Source organism: Nocardia sp. NPDC004604 (assembly GCF_040609795.1).
In the GTDB taxonomy this organism is placed as follows: domain Bacteria; phylum Actinomycetota; class Actinomycetes; order Mycobacteriales; family Mycobacteriaceae; genus Nocardia.
Genome location: NZ_JBEXLC010000043.1, coordinates 50,955 through 59,905, shown reverse-complemented (window position 1 = coordinate 59,905; position 8,951 = coordinate 50,955). Strand labels below are relative to the sequence as shown.

The following is an 8,951-nucleotide window of genomic DNA, read 5'->3' as shown; positions in this document are numbered from 1 at the left end:
TCGATTATTTTTTTTTTTTTTTTTGTGTTGTTTTTTTTTGTGTGTTGTTTCGGTTGCGGGGCGGGGGGGCGCGGCGCGGAGCCCGCCCGGGGGGCCGCCCACGCCGCATTTGCGCGAGTCGACCAGGGCGTGTCCCCTTTGAGTACCTCGACCATGCGGCAGCACGCCGGGGCTCCGGTCCAGAGACGGCCATTTCGGTGGAGGCTGCCGCGCGCTCGGGTGCACCACACACGTAGTCTGGCATCGGAGGGAGGGAACCATGCTGATCGACTTCGTTCCCGACGGGAATCTGTATCCTTTCGAGTCGCGCTGGTTCGACTCGTCCGTCGGCCGAGTTCATTACATCGACGAGGGGGCCGGACCACCGATCCTGTTCTGTCATGGCGCTCCGGCGTGGAGTTTCCTCTACCGCCACATCGTGCAGGATCTGCGCGACCGGTACCGGTGTGTCGCCGTCGACTACCTGGGTTTCGGATTGTCCGAACGTCCTGCGGGTTTCGGCTACACCATCGCCGAACACACCACGGTCCTCGGCGAGCTGATCGATCACCTGCAGCTCGACGGCTTCGTTCTGATGGGACACGATTGGGGCGGCCCCATCGGTCTGGGCGCGGTCACCGCGCGCGCGGACCGGGTGCGGGGGATTGTGCTGGGCAATACCGTGTTCTGGCCGATCGAGGCGATGGCTAATCGGGCGTTCAGCATGATCATGAGTAGCAGTCCGATGCAGCGGCGGATACTCGAACAGAATTTCCTCGTCGAGCGCGTCCTGCTCGCGGAGCTGGGACGCACGCTCACCGCGGCCGAGGCCGACCACTACCGCGCGGTGCAGCCCACTGCGGAAGCCCGGCGCGGACTCGCCATGATGCCCAAAGAAATTCGTGCCGCGCGCCCGCTGCTGGACGGACTCGCCCGAGACGTGCCCGTCCTGCTCGGCAACAAGCCGACCCTGTTGCTGTGGGGAATGCGGGACATGGTGTTCCGTCCGAATGCCGGTATCCCGCGAATGCGTGCCGCCTTCACCGATCTCGATGTAGTCGAGCTGCCACACGCGCGGCATTTCATTCAGGAACACGCACCGGACGCGATCACGACGGCGATCGCAAAGCGATTCCCGTAAGTACGATGGACGAACCGGGAGACACGCGACTAGGCCTGATCCGGACGCCTGCCGTGATTGCCCCAGGTCCGTTCCACCGTGACCCATTCGGCCTCCCAGAGCCGGGCTCGGCGACGATCGAGGCCATGGCGCAGCAGAGCGTAGCCGCCGCCGAAGCAGATTCCGATCGCGAAGACCAGCCCCGTGGTGATCAGCAGTGCCTTGCTCAATGCCCGTGTGCTCGATGGCGGCTCGGTGACCTTCCCTGAGCCGTCCAGCCAGATCTTCACGGTGGCACCGGTTTTCACTAATCCGGTGGCCTGGTAGTCGCTGGTGCGCGGCACCCCGAGTGCGTCCTTCCACTGCACCCGGGCCGGGGTGATCGGCGCGTACAGCGGCGCCTTGCCGACCTCGACCACGGTCGCCTCGACCGGGTGCAACTGCGCCGCCTGCGCCTTCGCGAGACGGTCTTCGGTCTGGTAGATCCGCCCGCCGACCGCCATCGACAGCATCGGAGCGATGATCAGGAACAACACCGTCAGAGCTGCCGCGACCGCCAACTGCACGCGGTCCTCGCGGCGGCGCATCGGATTTCGGTCCAACCCGACGCGGCGGCAGGTGCGGCGGACAACACTCGGTGATCCGGCTGCTGCGGTCATGACGATGACACCTCGCTCTGGAAGTCGGCTGTCAGCCCGTGAAGGGTGTCGAAGAATGTGTCGATGAGGTCGGGCAATCCGTTGGTGTCCGAGCCTGCGCCCCAGACCTGCAGGGCGGCGACGAGCAGGCCGGACCCGGCCGCGACGGCCACCTCCGGACGCCGGTCCACCGCGGGATCGACACCGAGCCGGGCCGCGATGATCCGCACCGATTCGCGCTGGCCGTCGAGTCGGATGCGCTGATAGCCAGCGGCCAGCGTCGGCTCGTCCTCGAAGCGCTGGAACAGCGCCCAGCGTCGGGCCAACCCGGCCGCCTTCGGCCCGGCGTATTCGGCGGACAGCCAGTCGTGCAGCGCATTGTGGTAGGCGACCAACGGCGGCTCGCCGAGCGGGCGGCGGCACAGGGCCTCGTTGAACAGGTGCACGTCCTGATCGATTTCACCGAGTACCGCCTCCTCGATGGAGGAGAAATGACGGCTGAAGGTCCGCCGGGTGACCCCGGCCCGCTCCGCGATGTCCTCGACCGCCACCGAATCCAGTCCCCGCTCGTTGAGCAGGTCGAATGCGGCACGTGACATCGCCGCACGACTGCGAAGCGTGCGCAGCCTGCGGCCGTCGAGGTCGACCCCGTCGTCGATACTCATATCGGCAGTCTACGCGCTATTGTCCCAACGGGACATTAGTTCAGTGTGATCCGAATCAGGGTTTGCGGGCCAGCCCGGTGACGATGAGCTCCTCCCAGACCGTCAGTTTGCGGTCGACGGCGCCGACCGATGTGCCGCCAGCGGCAGGCACGTCCGGGCGCCACCGGGCCGAGGGGACGATATCGGGCTCGAGGATCTCGAGATCGCCGAAGAGTTCGCGGATCTCCTCGGTATCGCGCCAGCGGCCGCGACCGAAGGTGCTCTGCAACTTCTGCTCGGCGGCGGTGGTCTCCGGATTGTGGCCGGATCGGAAGTGCGTGATGAAAACGTAACTGCCGGAGGGAATCTGGTCGTTCCAGAACCGCATGACCTCCGCCGGTTCCTCATCATCGTTGAGGTGGTGCAGGATCGAGCTGAAGATGACGGCGACGGGCTGTGCGAAATCGATCAGCCGCGCGACCTCGGGGTGATCGCGGATCGACTTCGGGTCGCGAGCGTCGGCCTGGATCACCGTGGTGTTCGCATCGGTGGCCAGCAGGGCACGGCCGTGCGCGAGCACGATCGGATCACTGTCGACATAGACCACGCGCGCGTCGGGTGCGTGCCGCTGGGCGACCTGATGCACATTGTCCGCGGTCGGCAGACCGCTGCCGAAGTCGATGAACTGCCGCATGCCCGCGACGGCCATATCCCGGACGCCACGGATCAGCGCCTGCCTGCTGGTGAAGGCGATCGCCACCGAACCGGGCAGGTTCAGTTTGAAGTGGTCACCGACCTCTTGGTCGACGAGGTAGTTGTCCTTCCCACCGAGCAGATAGTCGTAGACCCGAGCGATACTCGGCTTACTCTGATCGATCTCCCGGTCGAGCCGATATGGTGGCGCAACATCGTCGGTCATTATCGATACATTACCGAGTTCAGTTGGCGCGCTTGCAGCTTTCGTGCCTCAGTGCGGGTGGGCCGGGTGGTCGAGCGTCGCCGGATGTCGTTCGCACAGCGCGCGCAGGAGTCCCGGGGTGTATTCCGGGGGCGCGGCATGGACCGACAGCTGGTTCACCACCGCGCGATAGGCATCCAGGTCAGCGGCCTTGTCCAGATAGAGAGCGCTGGTCAATTGCTGTAGGTAGACGATGTCGGGCAGATCGGCTTCGGTGAAGCGCAGCATGGTGAACGCGCCGTCGGCCAATGCCGGTCCACCGACGTGGTCGGGCAGCACCTGCACGGTGATATGCGGCTCCTCCGCGATGCGCAGCACCTGTTCCAGTTGATCCCGCCACACCGTGGACCCGCCGATGGGCCGACGCAACGCTGCCTCTTCGACGATCAGCCACAGCTGCGGCGGGTTCGGGCGGCGCAGGATCTCCTGACGTCGCATGCGCAGCACGACCCGCCGCTCGATCCCCTCCGCCGATTCCGCCGGATGTGCGAGTGCAAGTAAAGCCCGCGCATAGTCGGCGGTCTGCAACAGCTCCGGCACCGCTCTCGGCTCGTAGCAGCGAATCAGCTTGGCGGCCTGTTCGAGTCCGAGATAGGTGTCGAACCACTTGGGCAGCCAGTCGCTGTCGCGATGCCACCAGCCGGAGGCATTCGCCTGGCGCGCGAGCTCCTTGAACTCCTCGCGCTCAACCGGATCGGTGACCCCGTAGAGCGTGAGCAGATCGACCAGATCGCGTTCCCGGAATCCGGTGCGGCCCAACTCGAGTCGGCTGATCTTGGAATGTGAACCGCGGATCGCCTCCCCCGCGTCCTCACGGGAGATGTCACGGGCCTCGCGCAGCCGTCGCATCCGACTGCCGAGCATCATCCGCAGGACGGTGGGCCCGCCGTCGGTGGCCGGGTTGTTACCGGAGAATGAATGTCGCACTTCCGAAGCACGCATGATGCGAGTCTGCCATGAATTCGCCATGACTCTCTAGAACCAAAATGCCCCATTTCCACAAACATTCGCACATCGGCAAGTACATCCGGCGACACTCAGCGCAGCAGCACCTCGGCCATGGCCCGCCCGAACAGCTTGCGCCCATCGCAGGTCGCGGTCAGCGCGATGGTCGCCGCGCGCCGCACCGGATCCAGCGCCTTGATCCGGCCGCGGAACTCGATCTCGCTATTGTGCGTGGCCGATACCGGTGCGAAGCCGGAGAACCGCACCCCATAGTCGATGATCGCGGCCGGATCGCCGAGCCAGTCCGTCAGATAGCTGGCGCCGAGGCCCATGGTGAGCAAGCCGTGCGATACCACATCGGGCAGCCCTGCCGCGTCCGCGACGCGGTCGCTGTAGTGAATCGGATTCGAATCACCCGATACCCCAGCGTAATTCACCAGATCACCGCGCGAGAGCGGGACGACTCGGGCAGGCAGTTCGGCGCCGACGGTGAGCTCGTCGAATTCCGGCATCGTGCACGGCACCCGAACCTGCGTCTCGTCCACCGCAAACCCGGACGGCTCCTCGTCGGAGCATTCGATCATGCCGCTCTCCACGGCCTGCGACTGCGAGTGCCCTGGCGCATTCCGCTCGGTCAGCGCCTGACCGGTCATGATGACACCGTCGACCGCCGTCACCAGCTCGGTTGCCATCCGTGTGCCGGTCTGCGCGACCACGGTGGCGTGCGCGGTCTGCAGCAGTTCCCGGTGCTGGTTGGTGAGGACAGTCCTGATGACCAGGAAGTCCATATCGCCGAACTGCCGGAACGATTCCAGATAGGAGTCGCAGCGCAGGCGGTCACCGGACATCAGCGGCCGGTGCACCCTGATGCTCTGCTCGGTATGCAGCATCTGGCTGATGTCGTAACCGGTCAACACCGAATCGAACATCTTGCGCTGGAGCAGCAGCCACACGATCGCGGAGAAGGTCGGCGGCGCGATCAACGCGTCGTAGCCGAGGTCCAACGCCGCGCCCTCGTTCCAATGCGCGGGGTGAAAATCCCGCACCGAGCGGGCGAATTCCCGAATTTTCTCGCGGCCGACCTCATAGTGATCGACCATTCGGTAGTGGCGCCCCACCAACGCACTTGCCTGTTCGGATCCGGTCAAAACCATCATGTGTGATAAATCGCTGACACGGCGGCCGGTGTAACGCGGGGCACCCCTTCGCCAGCAGATCCTTAGTTTTGACCATTGGCTCCGCATTCATCGGGCGCCGGCTGCCCCTGCAGACGCTCGTCCAGCCAGAGCATGGCCTCCGGATACCCGACACCACCTGCGATGATGTGCTCACCGAGCACACTGCGGTACACCGCAGCCACCCCAAGGCCGCACTGTTCCAGGTACAGGTTGCGAGCGCCCTCGGCCGGGATCCAGAATTCCTGTTCGCCGTTGTAGATATAGAGCGGTGTAGCCGACTTGATGCCCGCCATCCGCGTCACCGCATAGATATCCGCGGCGACCTCGGAGTGCAATGGATCGGGAATGTTCGCGGCGATATCGATGGGCAGCATGAGCACACCGACCGCGCCGAAGCCGCTCCCACACAGGTCTTTGAGCGGTGAGGTGGCGGCCCACCGCGCCAGATTGTTCATCCGGGCCAGGATCTCCGGGCGTTCCCGGCCCACACCGAAGGTCGCCGCCATGAAGACCCCGGAAGCCAGGTTGCCGTTCATACTGCGGGCGAGAATCTCGTAATCGGCGGGCACGCCACCCAGCGCCGCGCCGACGATCGATTCGGATAATTCCGGCGCGTAGCTATCGATCAGTTTCACCGCCCCGTGCGTGGCGATGGCGCCGCCGGAGTATCCGGTCATGGCGAAGCGACTGTCGCCGAATTCGTCCGGTCGCAGTTCGCGCACCGCCCGAATGGCGTCCAGCACGGCGTGTCCGGCGACATAGGGCTCGGCATAGGCCATCCAGGGCCCCTCATGATCCGGGATCAGCACGGCGTACCCGCGCAGTGCCGCCAATTGCGTCGTCGGCGGGATGAAGTCGGTCATGTTGGTATTGCGCGACCAGCCGTGGGCCAGGGTGTAGCCGGGCGTGCAGTCCCGGCCGAGGCCGTCGATCGGCAGATTGTTCACCACGACCGGTCTGGTACTGGGACCGGACCAGGTGCTGGCCGGAATGATCAAAGTCGCTGTCGCATAGGATGGCGCGCCACGCGAATCGGACGTGCGGTACTTCAGCAGCAGCGCCTGCCGGATCGGCACCAGCACCAGCGGCGCGGCCGTCGCGCTGATATCGCGGACCTCCACCACCTGCCCCGCGGCGAAGCTGTCCAGATCCACTGGCCAGGCGTCGAAGATCGGATCGCCGATGGCGCTGGGCAGCGCGGCCTGACGCAATGCCGCCAGCGCCGGGGAGACCGTCGTGGCCTCCACCATCGGGCCGGAAGGCAGCGGTGCCGCGGCGATCGGCGGTGGCGGGATGATGGCATCGATCCACTGTTGCAGATCGGGCAGGATCTGACCGGCATCCGCCGGGATCGGCAGTGCGGGTACGGCTGGTGGTTCGGCAGCTGCTTCCCCTGTCGCAGTCGAACACACCAGCAATAGCGCGAAGAGGATGACACGCAAACAACTCATTGACACACGTCCCAGGGTGCAACGTCGGGTTCCCTGGCACCCGGCTATATGGGTGCCTCCGACGCCGAAAGCCCCTGGCCCCGAGGCCAGACCGTCAGGCTAACCGACCATATTCGGCCGGAGACCCCACTGTGCCCGAGTTGTGTGTGACACGTCTCCGAATCGCAACAATCCGAGCCGAATCCGCTTGTCCAGCAAGACAGATCCGACTCCGTGGTGATCCGGCCGTCCGCCGGAGCACCAATTCATATGTGCATCAACAGTTGCTCGGTGCCGCCTCCCCTCGGAATCGCGCATCAAGCCATGTCAGCGCCGCGGGGATACCGAGCACCGCGGCGGTCAGATGATCGGGGACCGGAATCTGTTCGGACTGCACCCGGGCACCGGCCGCGCACCAGCGCTTATCGGTATGCACCACCGCATCGACCGGAATGAGTCCATCGATCGGCGAGTGCCATTCAAAGACGGGCGTTTTCGGCACACCGTCGTAGAGCTCGAGGCTGTTCTCCTCAACCACCGCGCGTGCGGTGGAATCGCTGATCATCGAGGTCGACTTCGCGAAGTCCAGGGCGCCGCGGCCCGCGCCCGCGGCCAGAATGTCATTGGTGCAGCTGTTGGCGATCTGGGCACGTGCGGCCAGGCCGCGGTCGTTGAGTTGATCGCTGATCGGGAAGCGGTCCGGATACTCCCGTTCCAGGCCGAGTCCGGCCGCCAAGGCGAGCCCGAAGACCGGATGCGAGTTCAGGCCGAGGGTCTCCAGCATCGTCACCAGATTCATTGGCACACCGCCCATCGCGGCTCCGGCGATATCCAGTTCCGGCGCGTACTTCGGCGCCAGCGCGGCCGCCCATGCGGTGGCCATGCCGCCGCCGGAGTAGCCGACCATGGCGACCGGACTCTTGCGCACCTGTAATTCGTTGACCTGTTTCGCCGCCCGGATACCGTCGAGGGTGATCATGCCGCCCAATTTGGCTGCGCCATAGGCGAAATTCGGACCGAGATGGTCCGGCAGCGCGACGCTCCAGCCGCGGGAGAGCAGCACATTCCAGCCCGGCGCCTCCCGGACGATGAGATTCGGATCGCCGGTGTAGAGCACCCGCGATACCGAACACTCGGCCCCGAGGCCGTTGATGATGTGCTGGTAGGAGAGCAGGGGTCCGTCGGCGGCATGCGCTTTCGGGGTGAGCACCGTGGTGGTTGCCGCGATCGGCTGCCCCTCGGAGCTGGTGGACCGGAACCGCACCACGGTCACGGTGGTGTCCGGGAAGATCGCCAGCGGCGGCATCACCCGCGTCGCGAGCACGTCACCGGGCTTCTTATCGGCCAGATCCGGCGACGTCGCGTAGAAGGGGTCGGGATCCGGGGTGGGATACAGGGGTGTGGTGTGGGCGGTCCCGGCCACCGCGATCACCATCAGCAGACCGGTCGCCAGCGCGGTGAACGCGCGCAACGGTCTACGTAGGGCCTGTCTCATCGACGCGTGCCTCCAGAGTGGGTCCAACGTTGCGAATATCCTCGACGGCCACGGCCGGGAAGGGTAGAGGCCGCGCCAATCCTATTGGTAAGTCACAAGTTCCGGGGGTGTGCGTTGTGATCGATGTGCAGTCGCATTCGTGACTGTCTCCCATAACTTGGTGTCGTGTCTGTGACATGTCCAGCTGATCGTCGGGAGCATAGCCCACACCATGGTCGGCGGCTTACCGTCAGTGCTATCGACACGACGGGTCGGGTCCGAAGGAGACGGTGGCATGGACGGCACTGCGCAGAACTCGACTGGACAGCGCGCGACCGAGCAGGACTCCGGTGCGCGAAATCCGGTGTATTCGACGAATATCCAGGAATCGCCGACGCGGCGGATCACCGTCTACTTCGACGGTCCGACGCCCGAGGACGCGCTCATCCTGGAGTACGCGGCCACCCGCGCCGAGGCCTGGGAATTCACTTCGGCAGCACTGCACGACGGCCTGACCGTGACGGTGGACGGCAAGGTACGACCGGGATTGCGCCGCCTGCCGTGCCGATCACTGTGGCACTGAAG

General features: G+C 65.3%; 9 protein-coding genes. 2 read left to right on the top strand and 7 right to left on the bottom strand.

Features of this window, described 5'->3' with window-relative positions; all coding sequences use genetic code 11:
* The first annotated feature begins 259 nt into the window (after positions 1 to 259).
* Positions 260 to 1,120 (top strand): haloalkane dehalogenase, encoded by an 861-nt coding sequence (locus ABZW16_RS17740; RefSeq protein WP_354956979.1) that lies wholly within the window; start codon positions 260 to 262, stop codon positions 1,118 to 1,120.
* A gap of 29 nt (positions 1,121 to 1,149) precedes the next feature.
* Here ABZW16_RS17740 and ABZW16_RS17735 read toward each other — a convergent pair whose 3' ends face one another.
* From ABZW16_RS17735 to ABZW16_RS17705, 7 genes are all read right to left on the bottom strand, one after another.
* Complete coding sequence (locus ABZW16_RS17735; RefSeq protein ID WP_354956978.1) at positions 1,150 to 1,758, bottom strand: hypothetical protein; 609 nt, start codon at positions 1,756 to 1,758, stop codon at positions 1,150 to 1,152.
* Positions 1,755 to 2,402 (bottom strand): helix-turn-helix domain-containing protein, encoded by a 648-nt coding sequence (locus ABZW16_RS17730; RefSeq protein ID WP_354956977.1) that lies wholly within the window; start codon positions 2,400 to 2,402, stop codon positions 1,755 to 1,757. Before ABZW16_RS17730 ends, ABZW16_RS17735 begins: the two co-directional genes overlap by 4 nt.
* A gap of 55 nt (positions 2,403 to 2,457) precedes the next feature.
* On the bottom strand, positions 2,458 to 3,300 hold the full coding sequence (locus ABZW16_RS17725) for an SAM-dependent methyltransferase (protein ID WP_354956976.1): 843 nt from the start codon (positions 3,298 to 3,300) through the stop codon (positions 2,458 to 2,460).
* 48 nt (positions 3,301 to 3,348) lie between these two features.
* Entirely contained in the window at positions 3,349 to 4,281 is a 933-nt protein-coding gene (locus ABZW16_RS17720; RefSeq protein ID WP_354956975.1) for a helix-turn-helix transcriptional regulator, read from the bottom strand.
* A gap of 95 nt (positions 4,282 to 4,376) precedes the next feature.
* Entirely contained in the window at positions 4,377 to 5,441 is a 1,065-nt protein-coding gene (locus ABZW16_RS17715; protein WP_354956974.1) for a fused (3R)-hydroxyacyl-ACP dehydratase subunits HadA/HadB, read from the bottom strand.
* A gap of 62 nt (positions 5,442 to 5,503) precedes the next feature.
* Positions 5,504 to 6,913, bottom strand: coding sequence for a lipase family protein (locus tag ABZW16_RS17710; RefSeq protein WP_354956973.1), 1,410 nt, complete (start codon positions 6,911 to 6,913; stop codon positions 5,504 to 5,506).
* Between the two features lie 256 nt (positions 6,914 to 7,169).
* Positions 7,170 to 8,327: a lipase family protein gene (locus ABZW16_RS17705; RefSeq protein WP_354956981.1), complete on the bottom strand. Its 1,158-nt coding sequence runs from the start codon at positions 8,325 to 8,327 to the stop codon at positions 7,170 to 7,172.
* A gap of 334 nt (positions 8,328 to 8,661) precedes the next feature.
* Here ABZW16_RS17705 and ABZW16_RS17700 point away from each other — a divergent pair, with 334 nt between their 5' ends.
* The gene (locus ABZW16_RS17700) at positions 8,662 to 8,949 is read left to right on the top strand and encodes a hypothetical protein (RefSeq protein WP_354956972.1); all 288 of its coding nucleotides are present in this window, start codon (positions 8,662 to 8,664) and stop codon (positions 8,947 to 8,949) included.
* Positions 8,950 to 8,951 lie beyond the last annotated feature (2 nt).